This is a genomic window from Rivularia sp. PCC 7116, assembly GCF_000316665.1.
Taxonomy (GTDB): Bacteria; Cyanobacteriota; Cyanobacteriia; order Cyanobacteriales; family Nostocaceae; genus Rivularia.
The window spans coordinates 796,337-813,623 of record NC_019678.1 but is presented as its reverse complement, the minus strand read 5'-3'; the positions used below and the strand labels follow the sequence as shown (position 1 = coordinate 813,623).

General features: G+C 37.9%; 16 protein-coding genes and 1 pseudogene. 7 read left to right on the top strand and 10 right to left on the bottom strand.

Annotated features, from left to right (window positions below; all coding sequences use genetic code 11):
• Positions 1-2 precede the first annotated feature (2 nt).
• Together RIV7116_RS03090 and RIV7116_RS03085 are read left to right on the top strand one after the other, a co-directional pair.
• Positions 3-1,778: a ribonuclease J gene (locus tag RIV7116_RS03090; protein ID WP_015116808.1), complete on the top strand. Its 1,776-nt coding sequence runs from the start codon at positions 3-5 to the stop codon at positions 1,776-1,778.
• 1,236 nt (positions 1,779-3,014) lie between these two features.
• The gene (locus RIV7116_RS03085) at positions 3,015-3,392 is read left to right on the top strand and encodes a Mo-dependent nitrogenase C-terminal domain-containing protein (protein ID WP_015116807.1); all 378 of its coding nucleotides are present in this window, start codon (positions 3,015-3,017) and stop codon (positions 3,390-3,392) included.
• Between the two features lie 28 nt (positions 3,393-3,420).
• Here RIV7116_RS03085 and RIV7116_RS03080 read toward each other — a convergent pair whose 3' ends face one another.
• Positions 3,421-5,241, bottom strand: coding sequence for a caspase family protein (locus RIV7116_RS03080; RefSeq protein WP_015116806.1), 1,821 nt, complete (start codon positions 5,239-5,241; stop codon positions 3,421-3,423).
• A gap of 301 nt (positions 5,242-5,542) precedes the next feature.
• Between RIV7116_RS03080 and RIV7116_RS03075 the strand changes: the two genes are divergently transcribed.
• The 3 genes from RIV7116_RS03075 (at position 5,543) to RIV7116_RS03065 (ending at position 7,380) form a co-directional block, all read left to right on the top strand.
• Complete coding sequence (locus RIV7116_RS03075) at positions 5,543-6,043, top strand: hypothetical protein (RefSeq protein WP_044291444.1); 501 nt, start codon at positions 5,543-5,545, stop codon at positions 6,041-6,043.
• 218 nt (positions 6,044-6,261) lie between these two features.
• A complete protein-coding gene (rpmF, locus tag RIV7116_RS03070; protein ID WP_015116804.1) occupies positions 6,262-6,438 on the top strand; it encodes a 50S ribosomal protein L32 in 177 nt (58 codons plus the stop codon).
• 345 nt (positions 6,439-6,783) lie between these two features.
• Complete coding sequence (locus tag RIV7116_RS03065; RefSeq protein WP_015116803.1) at positions 6,784-7,380, top strand: sulfite oxidase-like oxidoreductase; 597 nt, start codon at positions 6,784-6,786, stop codon at positions 7,378-7,380.
• Positions 7,381-7,477: 97 nt separating this feature from the next.
• Here RIV7116_RS03065 and RIV7116_RS03060 read toward each other — a convergent pair whose 3' ends face one another.
• The 5 genes and pseudogenes from RIV7116_RS03060 to RIV7116_RS03040 form a co-directional block, all read right to left on the bottom strand.
• Entirely contained in the window at positions 7,478-8,860 is a 1,383-nt protein-coding gene (locus RIV7116_RS03060) for an aldehyde dehydrogenase (protein WP_015116802.1), read from the bottom strand.
• A 103-nt stretch (positions 8,861-8,963) separates the two neighbouring features.
• Entirely contained in the window at positions 8,964-10,064 is a 1,101-nt protein-coding gene (locus RIV7116_RS03055) for a hybrid sensor histidine kinase/response regulator (protein ID WP_015116801.1), read from the bottom strand.
• Positions 10,065-10,675: 611 nt separating this feature from the next.
• Entirely contained in the window at positions 10,676-10,915 is a 240-nt protein-coding gene (locus RIV7116_RS03050) for a hypothetical protein (protein ID WP_015116800.1), read from the bottom strand.
• Between the two features lie 141 nt (positions 10,916-11,056).
• Positions 11,057-12,766 (bottom strand): urease subunit alpha, encoded by a 1,710-nt coding sequence (gene ureC, locus RIV7116_RS03045; protein WP_015116799.1) that lies wholly within the window; start codon positions 12,764-12,766, stop codon positions 11,057-11,059.
• 120 nt (positions 12,767-12,886) lie between these two features.
• Positions 12,887-14,167, bottom strand: a pseudogene (locus RIV7116_RS03040) (RNA-guided endonuclease InsQ/TnpB family protein).
• Between the two features lie 91 nt (positions 14,168-14,258).
• Between RIV7116_RS03040 and RIV7116_RS36300 the strand changes: the two are divergent.
• Both RIV7116_RS36300 and RIV7116_RS03035 read left to right on the top strand, forming a co-directional pair.
• Positions 14,259-14,408 (top strand): hypothetical protein, encoded by a 150-nt coding sequence (locus tag RIV7116_RS36300; protein ID WP_198287585.1) that lies wholly within the window; start codon positions 14,259-14,261, stop codon positions 14,406-14,408.
• A 310-nt stretch (positions 14,409-14,718) separates the two neighbouring features.
• The gene (locus tag RIV7116_RS03035; RefSeq protein ID WP_015116796.1) at positions 14,719-14,937 is read left to right on the top strand and encodes a type II toxin-antitoxin system HicB family antitoxin; all 219 of its coding nucleotides are present in this window, start codon (positions 14,719-14,721) and stop codon (positions 14,935-14,937) included.
• 20 nt (positions 14,938-14,957) lie between these two features.
• On the opposite strand, the gene RIV7116_RS03030 is transcribed toward RIV7116_RS03035, so the two are convergent.
• The 4 genes from RIV7116_RS03030 to ureA form a co-directional block, all read right to left on the bottom strand.
• Positions 14,958-15,824: an HIT family protein gene (locus tag RIV7116_RS03030; protein ID WP_015116795.1), complete on the bottom strand. Its 867-nt coding sequence runs from the start codon at positions 15,822-15,824 to the stop codon at positions 14,958-14,960.
• A gap of 161 nt (positions 15,825-15,985) precedes the next feature.
• A complete protein-coding gene (locus RIV7116_RS03025; protein ID WP_015116794.1) occupies positions 15,986-16,465 on the bottom strand; it encodes a cupin domain-containing protein in 480 nt (159 codons plus the stop codon).
• 78 nt (positions 16,466-16,543) lie between these two features.
• Positions 16,544-16,849, bottom strand: coding sequence for an urease subunit beta (locus RIV7116_RS03020; RefSeq protein WP_015116793.1), 306 nt, complete (start codon positions 16,847-16,849; stop codon positions 16,544-16,546).
• Positions 16,850-16,939: 90 nt separating this feature from the next.
• Entirely contained in the window at positions 16,940-17,242 is a 303-nt protein-coding gene (gene ureA, locus RIV7116_RS03015) for an urease subunit gamma (RefSeq protein ID WP_015116792.1), read from the bottom strand.
• Between the last annotated feature and the right edge of the window lie 45 nt (positions 17,243-17,287).

The window sequence follows — 17,287 nt, the reverse complement described above, 5'->3', positions numbered from 1 at the left end:
AAATGGCTAAGAAAGAAGTAACCTCTGCCTTCAAAATTATTCCATTGGGCGGACTGCATGAAATTGGAAAAAATACTTGTATTTTTGAGTATGAAGACGAAATTATCTTATTAGATGCTGGTTTGGCTTTTCCTACCGATCAAATGCATGGAGTCAACATTGTCTTACCAGACATGACTTACGTGAGAGAAAATCGTCATAAAATCAAGGGTATGGTAGTTACCCACGGGCATGAAGACCATATTGGCGGTATTGCATTTCACCTCAAACAGTTTGACATTCCTGTAATTCATGGTCCTAGGCTAGCTATGGCAATGTTGGAACGTAAGTTAGAGGAAGCTGGAGTTCGCGATCGCACTGAATTAAAAACCGTAAGACCCCGCGATATGGTGCGGATTGGTAAGAATTTTCTGGTAGAGTATATCCGCAATACACATAGTATTTGTGATAGTTTTACAGTTGCGATACATACGCCATTAGGTGTAGTGATTCATTCGGGAGATTTTAAAGTCGATCATACTCCAGTAGATGGCGAACATTTTGATTTGCAAAGATTAGCCGAGCATGGTGAGAAGGGCGTACTTTGCCTAATGAGCGATTCTACTAATGCAGAAGTACCTGGTTTTACTCCTTCAGAACGTTCTGTGTATCCCAATTTAGAAAAAATAGTAATGCAAGCTGAAGGCAGACTTTTCATTACTACTTTTGCTTCTTCGGTACATCGCATCAACATGATTTTGCAGCTAGCTCAAAAACATGGTAGATCGGTATCGGTTGTTGGGCGTTCGATGTTGAATTTGATTGCCCACGCTCGCAACCTTGGCTATATTAAATGCGAAGATAAGCTATTTCAACCTTTGCACGTTGCTCGTAGTTTGCCAGATGACAAGGTATTGATTTTAACTACTGGTTCTCAAGGCGAAACAATGGCGGCGATGACCCGTATTGCAAGGGGAGAACATCCTCATATCAAGATAAGAGAAGGCGATACTGTGGCGTTCTCCGCTAATCCTATACCTGGAAATACCATTGCAGTGGTTGGAGTTATTGACAAATTAATGCAGCAAGGCGCAAAGGTTATTTACGGTCGCTCTCATGGAATTCACGTTTCCGGACATGGCTGTCAGGAAGACCACAAGTTGATGCTTGCCTTGACAAAACCTAAATTCTTCTTACCCGTTCATGGCGAACATAGAATGCTAGTCAAACATTCTCAGACAGCCCAAAGTATGGGTATTCCTGCCGAAAATATGGTGATTATAGAGAATGGTAACATTGTCGAGTTGACCGAAAATTCGATTAGTGTTGCGGGTACAGTACCGTCTGGCTTGGAATTAGTCGATACCTCCGGTTCTGGTATGGTTAGCGACAAAGTTTTGCTAGAGCGCCAACGCATGGCAGAAGAAGGTATCGTTACCGTTGCAGCAGCAGTAGATTGGGCTGGCAAGATGTTAGCCAAACCGGAGATTCATTTGCGGGGTGTAGTTACGAGTATGGAAAAATCGATGGTGCAAAAATGGGTGCAGCAGCGATTTGAGGAAATACTTGAATTACGTTGGGAAGAATTTGGTCAGCCTTTGAATGGTAAAAAGCCAGATATAGATTGGGGTGGTTTACAAGAAGCGATAGAACGGGATTTAGCGCGTAATTTGCGTCGCGAGCTGCGATGTCAACCTACAGTCACTTTATTAATGCAGATTCCTGACGAACCACCTGCGAAAGTTTCTGATGGTAGAAGAAGACGCACTCGTACTGCTGCTCAACAAGTTGCGTCGTAGGTTTTAACAAAGTTTTGAAGCCTTACATTTAAAATAAAATCCTCCTTTTCTTGCAGAGAAGGGGGATTTTATTCTTTTTAGTTGCTACAAGCCTTTTTTGGTTGAGCGCGATGTAAATAAAATGTCAAGGAAATTTACTTCATATAGGTTATTCTTCTCTTTTGCAAAGCTGCGCTCAATCGCCCATCTCCTTACGGACACGCTCCGCTAACACTCTAGCTATAGTGGGGCTACCTAAACAAAGCCCCTCCGGGAGACGCTCCGCGTTCACGAAGTGACCCGTTAGGGTAACACTAGTTTGGGGGGCCCAAACCGACACCCCCAACTAGATTCACCGTCTACACGGGCTAAATTCGGCGCATCTTTATAAATAAATGGTATAAGTTGGCACAAATAAATATAAGCGCCATAAAAAATAAAAAACTTCAAAAAAAGTTTACTTACCTCTATTTAGCCTTTAATACAAAACAATTAAAATCCTCCAAGAGAATATCCTCAAAAATAATGCTTGCTAGAAAGCAAAATAAGTAAACTGATTTACAAAAATTCTATCTAAAAAAAATAATCCAGGATCAATCATTAACCGAGTTAAACTACACCGCAATAGGCATATTTAAAAACTAATAAAAATATCAAGACTGGCAATATAAGATTTGAAGCATTCAAAGAACATAGCCAAGATGTATCAGAACATGCGGCTTGACGTTACAGCAGTCGCAACTGTTCTCTTATTATCTAATCAGACAGTCATAGCAAATATGCTCAAATTGTGCCAAAAAAAGGCAAAATTAACTTTTATTGACGATATATACTTGCTAACGCCATCAAACTTTAACGCATACCCTCTTTGATGTGATGTAAATACTAGCCACTTTTAAGCAGTCTGCGCTAACCTTGGATAGCCTTTAGCACAAAGCATATTATCAATTTCACTGATAAATGTTTTCGCTGTTAATTTTTGTAAATGTTACACCACAATATTTCTATTGGTAGATGACTTTACTAAAATTTCAATTACGTCAAGTTATAAACAAGATAGAAGTATCGCACTTCCGATTTGAACAAAATTGCGTTTAACTTGACGTAGCAAAGGATAGCTTCCGATTGAGGAAGCCACCGAACAAAATAAATGAAATCTTCGTCAGGATAAAAGGCTTGTCGCAAAAGTTGATTTACCCTTTCGTAGATGTTCGTTGAATTAACTTAAAAACCCTCCAAGGATTAGAGGAAAAAATAATGAAGGTATTCGATAATACCACAAAAAACATATTTTTGGCAAGCTGGGTATCAATTGATCGAGAGCAGGAAAGTGAAGCCAACGAAACTCAGCAGCAGAATCCAAATGCTAAACCTAAGTGGGATATTTTCAAACCCTTGAGGGTTTGGGTAAATAATATCCAGGTGAGCGATCGCCAATTCGCTCATCGTATTTGTAAGTTGATTCCGGCTCAATGTCCGTTTGAACGAGATGTGAAGTTATTTGGTAGAACTTTGTTCCACATTCCTCCAATGTGCAAGCTCAACCCCCTGTATGAAGAAGTAGTTGGATTGCGTTTTAGAGGATTGTGTTATTTAGCTGATGAATGTGGCGAGGACATTTCGCAGTATTGCTAAACTGGATCGCTCTCTATAGAGTTGAGAATTAGTTGCTCTGTAATTGCTGCCACTTTTTGATTAATTCTTGAGCTTCGGCATAAGCAACAGTACCTTCTGGAGCCAAAGTTGCAGTTGCAATTGCCGAAGAATATTGTTTTTTCTCGGCGCGATTTTTAGCAATTTGTAAGATTTGTTGACTCCACTGATTAATGGATTCTTGAGCCGCATCATAGCCCGGTTGAGAAGATGGTACTTTTTTAGCAACATCAATAGCCTTGGTATAGGTAGATGCTTGTGAAGGTTTGATTAGATTTTGGGCTGCTTCTAGGAGAGTCTTATTACTAAAATATTGTTTGGACTCAATTTGCCACTGTTTTATAGATTTTTGAGCTACTAGAAAATTTGGATCTTCTTTACCGATAAGCTTAGCGGTAGTTATTGCGTTAGGATATTGCTGATTTTCGGCACGACTTCTTGCTAAATCCAAAATCATCCCGCTCCAAACTTTGATATTTTGTCTAGCTAGGTTGTAATCCGCTTCACCTTGTTTAATATTTTTGGCATTTGCAATAGCTTTGCTTAAATCACTAGCTTGATTGGGATTAAGAGACATTTTTTCTAATTCCAACATTGCTTGAATTTTTTCTTGCGAATTGGAATTATTAGCTTGAAGCTTGCTAGGCGGCTGTGTTTCTACACCTGCAACATTACTGGGTAAAGGTTTGACAATAGTGATTTTGGTTTGAGAGCGAGATTGATGGTATACAAAAGCCACTAAAAGTAATCCACCAATTATTAAACTTCCCGCACATCCAAATAGCAGCGATTTGTTCGATTTATTTTGGTTCTCTTGATTATCTTGATTTTCGGCTTCTTCTTCGGAATTTTGAGTTTCGCTACTAGAAGTCGCAGAAGTTTTAGGAAGAGAAGAAATTTTTGCTGGTTTTGTTTCAACTTCTAGGGAAGCAGGAAGAGGAGAGCTTTTGGTAGCTACTTCTGCAACTGGGGAAGAAGTATTTTTAGCTGAATTTTCGACTGCTTTCTCTTCAAGCTTTGGTGCCTCTCGTGCTGTAAAAGCTTCCCTTGATGCAAGAATACTCAGTGGTTCTAGAGTATCTATTTTGACTTCTTCTCTAAATTCTTTATCAAATAAAAGACGTTGCGGCGATGTTATAAAAGCGACAGGATTTTGAGTTGGTCGCCAATGATGCTGACATAGTTCGGGAGTACGAATGCTTAAATAGCTTTCTAAATCGGTGAGATTATTGGTGTTACCATAACGCAAAGCCTCCAGTAATGTGGCTGTAAAAAAACTGTGCCCTAACTCGCTACTTTCATGGGAAAACTGCTCTGGTTTACAAGAAAGTATTGTGGAGACTTGTAACTCTTGAGCTAATTCGATTGTTTCTTCCCCGATAGAAGAATCTGCCTTGGTGCCAAAAGCGCGGTTGAAATCTAGTAATAGTAAAACTTCCAACCCACAAACCTGTAGAGTTTGCATTAATTGGCGCATTTCGATAGCAGTTTCTTTAACCCGTTTAGAATCGCCTTCAATAGGCATTAAGTAATCTTGTGCTTCATGGTTAACGCCGTAACCGCTGAAGAAAAACCATAGTTTATCTTGCGGTTGCCATGAATTTGCAGCTAAATCTTCCAGTAACTGAAGGATATTATTCTTTGTGGGTAAAGTCGATTTATCCCCTATAGGTGCTGAAGAATCTGTCATTAACAAACACTGTTCTTCAGGGAAACCCATCTGTTCTACTAAAAAATTTCTCAAAGCTTCTGCATCAGCACTTCCATAGCTCAAAGCTTGAAAATACTGATACTGATTGATGCCAATAGCAATCGCCCATAGTTTTGCCATGCGCCCTTTTAATTGTTGAAAACTAGATATATATACTTACAGTAATCATAGATTGCTAATTCTTCAGTTCTAAGTACTGCAAGCGTCATTAATGTAATTTGCTTTGCCAAAAAAACAAAGCTAACCTATGTCTATAAGTCTAAGTGGTTATCATCAAGATTAAAGATGGTAAGTCATTATTAATACTTAAACTCACGAAGACACTGTTGTTAATAGTGCATTCATTTATCGCATTGTGTAGGAGCTATTTAAAATAATGGTCGGCAATAGATTATTAAAAGTAAAAGCATTCATTCCACTTATGCCATCAATTACAAAGAAAATCCGGATAAAGACAGCCGTACTTTTGCTGAGTATGGCTGCACCAATATGGCTAGGAACTGAAACTATCGCCCCTCAAATCGTGCGAGCTTATACTAACAGAGTTGACTTGGAAATTACACGTTTGCCGGGAGATAATTACAAAAGCTTGTTGCGTAGAGCCGAAGCAGTAGCAAGAGCAGCAGCTCAACGCAGTTTTGATAAAGATATTTTGGTAACAGACGTATCCGTAGTCGTTTCTGCACAGAACTTTGGCGCGATCGCACCGGTTTTAGAACTAAACGTTAGTCGTACTCAATGGCGCAATCGTCCAGATACTCAACGCTGGGCAAAGTACTTCAAGATGGCGCGAACGCTGCTATTTTTTGGGCAAAGTGCCAATAATAATACCGCAGCAGGTGGAGAAAATAATGCTGTTGAAAATACTCCACAGTCAACTGAAGCTGTTCCAATTCCTATACCGCAGGTTGAAATTGAATAGGTAAGCAATATGCAAGAAAGCAGATAAATTAAGTACAAAGATACATTCTGAAACTCGTCAATATTAAATCTGCCGTAATTCATAAGTATTTGAGACGTTGCTTTTTTGAAAGGGGGTTATTGTTCGATATCCCCCTAACCCCTGATAAATTAGGGGGGCGATTAAGCAATTCATGCCTTAGAATAAAAAGGTTGTCAAAAATTACGGTATCTGGTTTTATGGCTGTTCCAAAGAAGAAAACATCGAAATCCAAGCGCGATAAGCGTCGAGCAACCTGGAGACACAAGGCGAGTGTTGAAGCAGAGAAAGCTCTTTCCCTTGGTAAATCAATTTTGACCGGACGCTCTACATTTGTTTATCCATCTGGAGAAGAGGAAGAAGAAGACGAAGAGTAATTTACTCTTGATACAAATAATTTAGTTATTTGTTAATTTCCAACAGGATTTTAGGTCAACGATTATCGAAAAGTGACATAAGACAGAAACCGTCTTGCTTGAAACCAGAATCTATAATCCTGTTGGTTTAAATATAAAATTATTTGGTTAGGGAATCCTTTTAAATAGGATAGGACTTACACACAGGTAATGTCATTGCCTCATTATTCACTGCGCGTTAGCGTAGAGTCTCCCAGAGGGAGATAGTAATCTTTCCAGTAATCAATAGTCTTTTTTATTGCTCGCGATCGATAACTTGTGTAAAAAATATATTATTATCTATTAACAAAATATTTGTACAGAATCATGCTGGGAAAGTTTTTTCAAAAGCCGACTTCTGAACATAGCGATAGGGTTCCTCCCGGACAGCATTTAGCTAAAGGGTTTCCCGTGCTTACTTACGGTGCAACTCCCCAAGTTAGTAGGGAAGAATGGGAATTTAGCGTATGGGGATTGGTAAAACCCAGAAAATGGAATTGGTCGGATTTTATGGAGCTACCACATAACGAATTCACAGCAGACTTTCACTGTGTAACCCGCTGGTCTAAACTTGATGTTAAATGGACTGGAATTAAGGTCACGGATTTCATGAAAGTGATTGAGGTAGATCCTAAAGCAACTCACATCATGGAACATTGCTACGGTGGCTATACTACCAATATTGCAATAGAAGATTTTGTTAGAGAAGAAAACTTTTTTGCTTTTAAGTTATTCGACGAAGCTTTAAATGCCGAACATGGTGGTCCCATGCGCTCGGTAGTTCCCCATCTTTATGCTTGGAAAAGTGCTAAATGGATAAATGGTTTAGAATTTTTAGATCGTGAAGAATTAGGCTTCTGGGAACGTAACGGCTATCATCGGCGCGGCGAACCTTTTGCGGAACAACGGTATAGTGGGTTTTAGTATAGAGAAAATAGTCAGCAGTAACTAAGGTTAAAGGTTAAAGGTTAAAGGTCAAAGTTTACAATTTTCCTTGTGCCCTCTTACCTATCTCCCATACTTATCCAAAAATTCGCTTGATTAAGGATAATTTATTTTTATAAGGTGGATACAATAATTTCACATCTAGAATAAAGGGCTTTTTGAGTATGCTTTTGTAGTGGGAAAAAGTATTAAAACTAACTTTTCCATGATAGCTACCGATTCCACTATTTCCAATGCCACCAAATGGTAAAGAAGGCGCGGCATAATGAATCATTGTATGGTTGATACAACCTCCACCAAAGGAAGTTTCTTCGACTACTTGTTTTTGCAGGCTTTTATTTCGAGAAAATAAATACAAGGCTAAGGGCTTCGGATGACAATTAACGATATCAATGGCTTCTTGATAGTTCGTAAATTCAATTACTGGTAAGATTGGACCGAAAATTTCTTCCTGCATTATTGCATCTTCCCAAGAAACCTCATCAATAAGAGTAGGAGCAATATAAAACTCGTTGGAAATAGTTTCCCCACCAATAATGATTTTTCTGCTATTTAAATCTGTTAAATCTTTTAGATAATTTACCAATCTATCAAATTGCTTTTGATTGATAATCCGAGCATAATCGGGACTTTTCGCAGGATTTTCACCGTAAAATTCTTGAAGACACTTTTGAATTTCACTTAATAAATTCTTTTTAATTTTTTTGTGAACTAAAAGATAATCTGGTGCAAGACAAGCTTGTCCTGCATTCAAAAACTTTCCCCAAGTAATACGTCTAGCTGCGATTTCAATATCGATGTCGTTGTCTACAATGCAAGGAGACTTTCCACCAAGTTCTAAGGTAACGGGTGTGAGGTTTTTAGCAGCCATTTCCATAATAATTTTTCCGACAGAGGTTCCACCAGTAAAAAATATATGGTCAAACTTTTCTGCTAATAACTGCTTAGAAGTTTCGACTCCTCCTTCTATGGTAGCTAAATACGAACTATCAAAATATTTGTTAACAATTTCAGCAATTAGATTAGAGGTATGATTAGCAATTTCTGAAGGTTTGAGAATGGCACAATTTCCAGCAGCAATAGCACCTATTAAAGGAGCAATAGTTAATTGGAACGGAAAATTCCAAGCACCAATAATTAAAACTACACCTAAAGGCTGTGGATAAACAGTTGCTGAAGCAGGAATAAATTGCCAAGGAGCGTTTTTCTTCTTGGGTTTAGTCCAATTTTTTATATTTTTAATAGCATATTCGATTTCTTTGACAACAAGTACAATTTCTGCAATATAACTCTCTACTAACGGTTTGTTTACATCAGATTTTAATGCATCTAATATTGCTGCTTCGTTATCAACTATTGCTTGCTTGAGAATTTTTAACTGTTGAATACGAAAAGAAATATCTTTAGTTTGACCAGTTTTAAAAAAAACGCGTTGCTTGTGGATTATTTGGGCAAACATATTACAGTCTATAGCAATCAGTTTTTATTTATCACAGTTAGTAAGGTAGGGAAGAATCACTACAAATGCAAATTGAAAATTACAAATTCAAAAATATTGTGATTTATTGTTTCACAGGCAGGGTAACTGTAAAAACACTACCTTTACCAAGCTCGGAATTAACTTCAATATTACCTTGATGAGCTTCCACAATACGCCGGGAAAGGTACAAGCCTAAACCGCTACCGGAACGTTTGTGACTTCCGGGACGAAATCTTTCAAATAAAGTGGCTTGTTGCTCGGGGGAAATACCTTGCCCGGTATCAACGATTTTTATCGTTACAGCATCGCAATCGCTCGAATCAGCGTCCAAATGCATCCTAACCGAGCCATTATCGGTAAATTTGATAGCATTGCCCGCTAAATTGGTAAATAAGCGATGCAACTCCAGGCGATCGCCCATTATCTTATTTGCGTTTTCAGTTTGTAATACATCCGCTTTGATTACCAGCCCTTTTTCTTCTGCTAAAGGAGTTAATTCACTCGCTACTTCCTCAAGTAGTTGACGAATATCGACTGGTAAGAAAGCTAGGGTTTTACGTCCAGCTTCAAAACGGTAAACTTCCAATAAAGTATTTACCATCGCCAATAAATTACTGTTGGAACGAGCCATGATCGTAAGCGCTTCATTCATTGAGGGAGATAGTTCTCCCAAAGCGCCTTCGAGGAATAATATCATCATTCGTTCCTCTGCTACCAAAGGAGTACGTAAATCGTGGGTAAGACGAGAAACAAAGTCTTCCCGCTGACGAGCAATTTCGTCTCGTTCGTCGATACTGTGCTTAAGTCTTAAAAGCGAACGCACTCGTGCAAGTAACTCGTCTACAGTTACAGGTTTGCGGATGAAATCGTCAGCACCCAAGTCCAATCCATGAGCTACATTAGGCGAATCATGAGCGGTAATTAACAAAATTGGAATGAAAGGTAGCTCCGCATTTCCTCGGATATCCTTGGTTACTTCATAACCATCCATTCCCGGCATCATTAAATCTAGCAATATTAAGTCAAAGGTTGATTCGGCAATTTTATTTAATGCAGAAGAACCATTTTCTGCCGTACTAACTTCATAACCTTCTTCCTCCAGAATGGTTTTGATTAAAAAGACATTATCAGGAGAATCATCAACAACTAAGATTTTGTCAGATGTGGAATTGTCAGAATTCATAATTCACTACAAAGGTTAATATCAGATTTTATTTTGATTAAAAATAGTTGAACTTAGCGCAATAGTTTAAGGTAAAGTTAAACATTTATTATTTATTTTTTACTTTTTTAGACTATATAAAATACTCCTATTGATAAAAAAATTATCGTTATTTATTTGAAATTAGTATAGGTAATGTAGTAATAAGCGCAGTGATAACAATCACTATACTAGTTAATTGATAATTTGTTTATTTATAAAGAGAAAGTCAAATAAAAGTAGCCTAATTAACATAAAATATACTTGTATAAATTTGATACTAAACAGCAGAAGCTTATAATATCAAGCAAAAAGTTTTACCTGAAAGTAAAGTAGCAAGTATGAATTATGATTCACCTTTAGAGTACGTTGATATAGGCTCGGATAGGGATATTACCTACGTTTATTTTAGAATTGGCTGAATCTTGCTTCGGTAAAGATTTTAGAGAAGTTTTGAGCAAAATCCATTGTGTATAAATAGCAAAAATCTATATTTAGGTATATTTGAGAAAAGCACTTGATGCTTTTACCGCTCAATGTCTATCGAAAGAAATTAAGTGGTAAGCGAAGAGAAAATTAAACACCACTAATTTTTATTTCCCAGACACAATTGCCTGCAATCTTTTTTGAAAATCTTCAAAATCGGCAACGATAATCGAACTAGTAAACAGCTTTTCTAAGGCAGGTTTATCATCGATTGCATTAATTACTTCCATAACTTGCTGCGATACTTCTCCAAACCTAGCTTGTATAATTGTGTTGATATTGATACGTACTTTTTCTACTTCTTTAGCTTTTTTAGCTAATCTTTCAACGTCCATAATGTCATTCATTTTACTTACTACCTAACTATTTTTTAGCTCAGCCTTGAGATTAGTTGTTTTTCCGAACACTATGTCGCCAGCAGTCGGCTATGCTTGCGCCTTTGAACCCTATAAATCATTTAATTGTCATATTTCACTAACTAAATTCAATTAAAACAAAAAATACCTTTGAGCCATCGGCACCACAGTTGCAGGTTCGCAAGTAAGTAATTCACCGTCTGCTCGAACTTCATAGGTTTCCGAATCAACTTCTATATTCGGTAAAAAATCATTTAGCTTCATATCTTGCTTGCTTAATTCTCTAGTACCGGAAACTGCCAAAACTTGCTTTTTTAAACCCAACTGCGAAGGTATTTCTGTTTCCAAAGCTGCTTGAGACACAAAGGTAAATGAAGTAGCATGACGTGCATTTGCAAAACTACCAAACATCGGCTGCATATGCACTGGTTGCGGTGTTGGAATACTTGCATTAGCATCTCCCATTTGAGAATAAGCGATAAATCCACCTTTAATTACTATCTCCGGTTTAACTCCAAAAAATGCTGGTTTCCACAAGCACAAATCGGCGATTTTCCCTTCCTCTACCGAACCTACATATTGAGCAATACCGTGAGTTATTGCTGGATTAATTGTATACTTGGCAATGTACCTTTTGGCTCGGAAATTATCTTCTCTTTCTTCACCAGAGTTGAGTTTTCCTCGCTGCACTTTCATTTTATGTGCCGTTTGCCAGGTACGAATTATCACTTCTCCAACTCTTCCCATTGCTTGAGAATCGGAAGCAATCATACTAAAAGCACCCAAATCGTGCAAAATATCTTCTGCGGCAATGGTTTCCCGACGAATCCGCGATTCTGCAAAGGCTACATCCTCAGCTATATTAGGGTCAAGGTGATGACACACCATCAACATATCCAAGTGTTCGTCTAAGGTATTTACAGTATAAGGGCGAGTCGGATTTGTAGAAGACGGTAAAACATTCGCTTCTCCACATACTTTGATAATATCCGGTGCGTGCCCTCCTCCTGCGCCTTCAGTATGGTAGGTGTGAATTACGCGATTTTTGAAAGCAGCAATAGTATTTTCGACAAATCCAGCTTCGTTAAGAGTGTCGGTATGAATAGCTACCTGTACGTCATATTCATCGGCAACGCTCAAACAGGTGTCAATGGCTGCGGGAGTGGTTCCCCAATCTTCGTGTAGCTTCAATCCCATAGCTCCTGCTTGTACTTGTTCGGCAAGTTCTTGGGGTTGACTGCTGTTACCTTTACCCATAAAACCTAAATTCATTGGGAAAGCATCGGCAGCTTGCAGCATTCGGTGAATATTCCAAGCTCCCGGCGTACAGGTAGTAGCATTTGTACCGGTAGCGGGGCCAGTACCACCACCTAACATTGTGGTTATACCTGAAGCAATAGCAACCTCAATTTGCTGCGGACAAATGAAGTGGATGTGGCTGTCGATACCACCCGCAGTCAGTATCATCCCTTCACCGGCGATCGCCTCGGTACCGGGGCCGATAATTATGTCTACGTTGTCCTGAATGTAAGGATTTCCGGCTTTGCCAATTTTGAATATTTTTCCATCCTTAATGCCAATATCGGCTTTAACAATACCCCACCAATCGAGAATCAAAGCATTAGTTATGACCGTATCCACCGCACCATCCGCATTGGAAATCGGTGACTGTCCCATGCCATCGCGAATAACTTTACCACCACCAAACTTGACTTCATCACCGTAGGTAGTAAAATCTTGTTCGACTTCGATGAATAATTCCGTGTCGGCAAGACGGACTTTATCGCCAACGGTAGGACCAAAAGTTTCAGCGTAAGCACGACGGGACATTCGGTAAGACATAGATGCACAAGTAATAGTTACTTTGAATATTGTTGGGGAAAGTGGGGGAGGAGAGGAGGAATTTTTGTATAAGTTTATAAAGTAAAGCTATGAAACAATGAAGCAATATGAATGAAAGCTTTAGTGACGTACTCCACACACTCCCCTTCGGGTGAGTGTGGGCTTCTCAGAGACTCTAGGCAACCCTAGACATAAACTGAGCTTGTTTATACAGGTCGTGCGCCCCACGATTCCTGATGTTAATTGCGGCATTTTGGTCACGGCAAATAGAAGTATGACAAACCGGGCAATTATGCATTCTTTGAGACAAAGGTTTCTTTACTTTGTGACCACAATTTGAACACTCTTGAGAAGTACCATGAGGCAATACTTTTATTACCACCAAACCAGCATTTTCGGCTTTGTTTGTAAGTATTGAAATGAATTGTCCCCAACCTGCGTCATGAATACTTTTAGCAAGTCTAGTCCTAGCCAGACCTTTTATATTTAACTTTTCAACCGCTACTACATCATAATTTTTAAGTAGTCGATTAGCTATTTTAAAATGAAAATCTTTCCTTGTATCAGCAATCTTTTTATGCTGTTTACTTAATTTTCGTATAGCTTTTTTACGTCTATTAGAACCTTTTTTGCGGCGAGAAACGCGCTTTTGAGCTTTACATAATTTACGTTCTGCTTTACGTAAATATTTTGGTGCTGCAACTCTTTCGTTATTAGACGTAACAATAAAGTCTATTAATCCGGCATCAATCCCAACAATATTATCCCGGTTAAAGTCAGGTTTAATTGTTGGTACTGTCTTATCATCAAGGCTCAAAGTTACATAATAACCATCCGCTTTCTTCGTGACGGATACAGTTTTTATTGTGAAACCGTCTGGAATAGGACGATGTACGATTACTTTTACATCACCAATTTTTGAAAGCTTTATCACTTTATTTGAGAAATGATGTTGCTTGAACTGCTGATAAGTAAAAGTCTTATATTGACCTTCGCCCTTAAATCTCGGCCGTCCCGATTTTTTACCGCGAAGTCTGCCGGACAGAGTACTCTTTCCGGCGAGCTTCGCGTTAGCATCACCTTTCAACCATCTATCAAAAGCTTTTTCAACTCTTTTCGGAACTTCCTGTAATACTTGGGAATGAATATCTTTGTACCAAGGATGTTCTTTTTAAGTTGTGTTAAAGATGCTTTTTGATTGTAATAATTTGGTTGCTCTATTAATTCAGGCAGGTAGCAAACCAAGGAACATCTATCAATTGAACAACGGTTCTGTTCATACCAGTTAAATCTTTGAGCCAACAAAAAATTGTATTGATAACGCAACATATTTAATGTATTGTCAATTTTTTCTGCTTGTTGATTTGTTGGCTTAATTTTGAATTGGTAAGAAGTTTTCATTGATTTATTCCTTGGTTCGACCTATAACTATAATAACATAAACATACAGCCATTGTACAGACTGATGAGTAAAAAAAGATTAGACGTAAGAATGAGTGAGCGCAGATTAAATAAGTTAAAGCTATACGCGGCAAGCAAGGATAAAACCATGACCGCAATTCTTGAAGATTTGATTGACTCGTTGCCATCCGAAGAAATTGATAAAAGTCTCGCTGTCCTAAAAAGCTCGTCAACAAGTTGACATTGCTTTTAGGACGCAAAACTTTTATCCTCGGATTCATCTCACCGCCTCACTTCGTGTAGGCGGGAGGCTTCTCCGGTTCCAAGCTAAAAAAATCATGTTTGATTATTTTATATCTTCTTTAGAAGGTGGAAGAGCTTTTTGTTCATTTCCGCAGATTGCTTTTCTTCCTTGTTTAATAAGAATATCCTTTGTTAGGAAAGACAATGACAATACCAGGTAAGGATGGAGACGATGTGCCACCATATTTAGAAAAGCAGTTAGGGCAGTTATTAGCTCAACTCCAAAATTTACAAGAGGATGAAGATTCATGAGTAGATACAGTATGATTATCCAATGGTCGGATGAAGACCAACTTTTTTTAGTGACTATCCCAGAGTTTAGCGATCGCGTTATCATGCCTTGTACTCATGGTAAAACTCGTGAAGATGCGATTCGTAGTGGTGAGGAAGTGATTGAGATGTATTTGGAAGCTTGGCAAGCTGAAGGTGAATCTATCCCCGAACCTAGCACGCTGCAAATTGCTTGATTCTCCGGGTACCTCCGCGTTTACCTCCGCGCCCCTCTGCGTTTAGGAATCACTCCTCGTATTCCCCCTCTACTCCCTTCAACATCTCCTTTGTAACGAGGAATAACATGAATTCCGGCGTGCATAACGTTTTGTCCTGCATCTCGATTAATATTTATTCCGACATTAAAACCGTCTGGTGCAAATTCTTTATCGATGATTTCTTGCACTTTATTAGCCATTAACCAGCAAGCTGATTGTTCTTTAAATGGTAGTTCAAAATAGTTGCTAACGTGACGTTTGGGAATTATTAATGTATGCCCTTTACTTAAGGGATAACCGTCGAGCATTGCATATGCTGTTGCTGATTCTGTTAATAAAGTTAAGGTTTTACGAGGATTACAGAATATGCAGTTTTCGGATGAATGTGTGTGGTGATTGTAATGAGTATATTCGTATATTTCGCAGTTTTCGTTTAAATAAATTGAATTAAAAGGAAGTTTGACGTTACATTGATATGTAGGTTTTTTATGAACGTAATGCTCTCGAAATCCTTCTCTTTTTATATCTCTTCTAACGGCAAAGTAAGCTTTACCTCCTGGTTTTAATAAATGCGATATTTCCATTAAGGCATTGGCTTGTTCTTCTGGAAATAAAACATTTAAAACATAAAAACAAATGATTGTATCGAATTTATTTTGTGGATAATTGGGGAAATAATATGGGTCATATCCTGTAATATCGAATCCTTTTTCTTGCAATACTTTGACATCGTTACCAAAACCACAGCCAAAGTCTAAAATTTTGCCTTTAATTAATTCTTGTTTTAATAATAATCTTGCTGGATATGATAAGTTAGTCCTTTCTATTGCTGTAAGGTGACTAAAATTATTTTTTTGTTTTTTCATTTAAATATTAATAAATCTGATTATCAAAATTTTTTAATATTTAAAATATAGCTTAATGAAGTAGTGATAATGTTCAGTAATTTTTCGGGTATTGCTGTTGTTGAAACGCAAAGGGACGTAGAGGTTGTGGCAGAGGATAGGCTGAGAGAAAGGAAGAGTATTTACATGAATGGCTTCAGGTTATCTAAATCGGCTATTTGTATTTTATTACCATTACGAAACATTCTTTTTTGTAAGTGGGGAAAATCTGCAATTTCATATTCGCGTCTTTCTCCACCCATGATATAAATTAATTCTTGTTCAAAAGGATTTCGTAAGTGATGCGCGACAGAGGGAGTAGGAAAACCCATGAAATCACCTTCTCCTACCTCGAATTCCTGGTTATCTATTTCTGCTATACCTTTTCCCGAAAGTATGTAAATAAATTCTTCTTCAAATTCGTGGGAATGATAGATAAATGATTCTTTTCCTGGTGCTATTTTTGCTAGGTGAAATCCGATTCTTTGTAAACCTACTGCTTCACTCAGAGAAACTCCGCTGATTTCTGAGTTTGGATTTAAGGGGTGGGAAAATGTTTGTTGAGCAACTTGTTTGATTGCTTCTGCTTTGATAAGTGAGTTTGGTTTTTCGTTGTTAGTCATGATTATTAGAATAAATAAACCTTACTAGACGCTGAGAGCGCAGAGGTAAGAGGGTTTAGAGAGATTTTTAGTAATTTTCTATAAGTTTCCGTTTATTTGAGCGTTGAAACCGTAAACTTGACGGCTACCAGCTAAAGCTACTAATGTAATTTCTTTTTCGTCTCCCGGTTCAAATCTAACTGCGGTTCCTGCGGGGATATCAAGACGCATTCCTCTAGCTGTTTCTCTGTCAAAGTTTAATGCGGCGTTGACTTCGTAAAAGTGAAAATGGGAACCTATTTGAATTGGTCTATCTCCGGTATTTGCTACTACTAATTTGACGGTTGTACAACCTATATTTAATTCAATTTCGCCTTCTGGGGTAATTATTTCACCTGGAATCATGGGAAGTAATGAGTAATGAGTAATGAATAATGAGTGAAAATTCAAACTTATCTAATTTATGAAATATAAAAAAATATCCGTTGTCAAAATTCACTGAATTGGATTGTGTACGGTTACTAATTTTGTTCCGTCAGGAAAAGTTGCTTCTACTTGAACTTCTTCTACCATTTCGGCAACTCCTTCCATGACGTCATCTCGTGTTAATAAAGTTGTACCAAAACTCATTAATTCAGATACAGTTTGTCCGTCTCTTGCACCTTCTAAAATTGCAGCAGTAATAAAAGCAATGGCTTCGGGATAATTTAATTTTACACCTCTTGCTTTACGTCTTTCTGCTAATAGTGCAGCGGTAAAAATTAGTAATTTATCTTTTTCTTGTGGTGTTAATTGCATTTTTAGGCTTCAACTTGATAAATAAGTTATTGTACATTGCTAATT

Coding starts and splice junctions, on each gene's coding strand:
- RIV7116_RS03090 (WP_015116808.1), top strand. CDS start 3: ATGGCTAAGAAAGAAGTAACCTCTGCCTTCAAAATTATTCCATTGGGC.
- RIV7116_RS03085 (WP_015116807.1), top strand. CDS start 3,015: ATGAAGGTATTCGATAATACCACAAAAAACATATTTTTGGCAAGCTGG.
- RIV7116_RS03080 (WP_015116806.1), bottom strand. CDS start 5,241: ATGGCAAAACTATGGGCGATTGCTATTGGCATCAATCAGTATCAGTAT.
- RIV7116_RS03075 (WP_044291444.1), top strand. CDS start 5,543: ATGCCATCAATTACAAAGAAAATCCGGATAAAGACAGCCGTACTTTTG.
- rpmF (WP_015116804.1), top strand. CDS start 6,262: ATGGCTGTTCCAAAGAAGAAAACATCGAAATCCAAGCGCGATAAGCGT.
- RIV7116_RS03065 (WP_015116803.1), top strand. CDS start 6,784: ATGCTGGGAAAGTTTTTTCAAAAGCCGACTTCTGAACATAGCGATAGG.
- RIV7116_RS03060 (WP_015116802.1), bottom strand. CDS start 8,860: ATGTTTGCCCAAATAATCCACAAGCAACGCGTTTTTTTTAAAACTGGT.
- RIV7116_RS03055 (WP_015116801.1), bottom strand. CDS start 10,064: ATGAATTCTGACAATTCCACATCTGACAAAATCTTAGTTGTTGATGAT.
- RIV7116_RS03050 (WP_015116800.1), bottom strand. CDS start 10,915: ATGAATGACATTATGGACGTTGAAAGATTAGCTAAAAAAGCTAAAGAA.
- ureC (WP_015116799.1), bottom strand. CDS start 12,766: ATGTCTTACCGAATGTCCCGTCGTGCTTACGCTGAAACTTTTGGTCCT.
- RIV7116_RS36300 (WP_198287585.1), top strand. CDS start 14,259: ATGAGTGAGCGCAGATTAAATAAGTTAAAGCTATACGCGGCAAGCAAG.
- RIV7116_RS03035 (WP_015116796.1), top strand. CDS start 14,719: ATGAGTAGATACAGTATGATTATCCAATGGTCGGATGAAGACCAACTT.
- RIV7116_RS03030 (WP_015116795.1), bottom strand. CDS start 15,824: ATGAAAAAACAAAAAAATAATTTTAGTCACCTTACAGCAATAGAAAGG.
- RIV7116_RS03025 (WP_015116794.1), bottom strand. CDS start 16,465: ATGACTAACAACGAAAAACCAAACTCACTTATCAAAGCAGAAGCAATC.
- RIV7116_RS03020 (WP_015116793.1), bottom strand. CDS start 16,849: ATGATTCCAGGTGAAATAATTACCCCAGAAGGCGAAATTGAATTAAAT.
- ureA (WP_015116792.1), bottom strand. CDS start 17,242: ATGCAATTAACACCACAAGAAAAAGATAAATTACTAATTTTTACCGCT.